A 1304-nucleotide genomic window follows, 5' to 3' on the forward strand; every position below is an offset into this window, starting at 1 on the left:
AGGTTGGTGATTGTGATGCTACTTCAACGAATGATGTAGTTATGGACAACCTTACCGGTGTTATGTGGAGCAGTAACGCAAATATTAATTCTACGGCTACCTGGGCTAATCATGGTACGTATATGACGGCGTTAAATGTCTTTCCCGGTATATGCGGTTATGTTGACTGGCGTATGCCAACCAGAGAAGAGTTGGCCAGCCTCGTAGATGCCAGATATGCCTCACCGGCAGTACCTAATACCGCGGGGACCGGGCAATGGACGGCTGAAACTCCTTTTGTGGATGTACAAAACGGCAATTATTGGTCATCTACTGAATCCAGTGCAAGTTCGGCAACCGACGCCTGGAGCGTCGATATGACCGACGGCAAGGTCTCAATCAACCCCAAGGCAAGCACCTACTACCTTTGGGTAGTACGTCCATGATCGTAGTTAATTCGATATAAAGGGAGAAAGATATGAGCAGAGCCTTTAAGAATAAGCAGGCCATTGGAAGGGCAACGTTTGTGTTGTGCTGTCTGTTGAGCCTGTTCTACATAACGGTCTATGCCGCAAGCACCATTGATACCACAAACAAGTACGCCTAGGATGAAAACACGGGCGGGTTCAACTTTAATCCCACAAACGGAAGCGTATCCTTTACGTATAACGGGGCCAACAGCTACCTGAGTGGTTACCTCTGGTCAGAAAATATAGGCTGGATCAGACTTGCGTACAACACAAGCGGGCCATATACCAATACCAACACTACCAATTGGGGCGTTAATTCAGACGCAAGCGGCAATCTCTCAGGCTACGCCTGGAGTGAAAACGCAGGCTGGATTAAGTTTAACCCAACCGGAAGCGGGGTCACAATAAACACGACAACGGGTTCTTTTGACGGTTATGCCTGGGGCGAAAACATCGGATACATACACTTTAAAAACGTCTCCCCTGCTTATAACGTTGTCACCACAAACTTCACGGGTACCACCTACACGGTAACGCCATCGGCAGGCACGGGCGGAACGATAACCCCGTCAACGCCTCAGACCGTTACCTCCGGGTTGACAACACAATTTACGGTAACCCCGAACTCAGGATATAACGTTAATACGGTAAGTGGATGCAGCGGCTCTCTCTCCGGCACCACGTACACAACCGAAGCCATTAACGCCGACTGCACTGTAATTGCGACGTTTGCACCTTCACCTGTAAGTTTACCGCAGACGGGGCAAACGAAATGCTACGACAAGGATGGTAAAGAAATCCCTTGTACTGGCACAGGGCAGGACGGAGACTCAAATGTGGTTCAACGTGTTCATC

Annotated in this window: 2 protein-coding genes and 1 pseudogene; all 3 read left to right on the plus strand. The window is 49.2% G+C overall.

Annotated elements, in window-relative coordinates; translation table 11 throughout:
• On the plus strand, positions 1-425 hold a 425-nt coding region (locus HWQ67_RS18785; protein ID WP_218254223.1), incomplete at its 5' end, for a DUF1566 domain-containing protein.
• A gap of 32 nt (positions 426-457) precedes the next feature.
• Positions 458-586: a hypothetical protein gene (locus HWQ67_RS20090; protein WP_255317353.1), complete on the plus strand. Its 129-nt coding sequence runs from the start codon at positions 458-460 to the stop codon at positions 584-586.
• Positions 587-1045: 459 nt separating this feature from the next.
• Positions 1046-1304, plus strand: a pseudogene (locus tag HWQ67_RS20300) (hypothetical protein); the annotation flags it as partial.

Origin of the sequence: Candidatus Magnetobacterium casense (assembly GCF_019173545.1) — a bacterium.
GTDB classification, from domain to species: domain Bacteria; phylum Nitrospirota; class Thermodesulfovibrionia; order Thermodesulfovibrionales; family Magnetobacteriaceae; genus Magnetobacterium; species Magnetobacterium cryptolimnobacter.

Coding starts and splice junctions, on each gene's coding strand:
- HWQ67_RS20090 (WP_255317353.1), top strand. CDS start 458: ATGAGCAGAGCCTTTAAGAATAAGCAGGCCATTGGAAGGGCAACGTTT.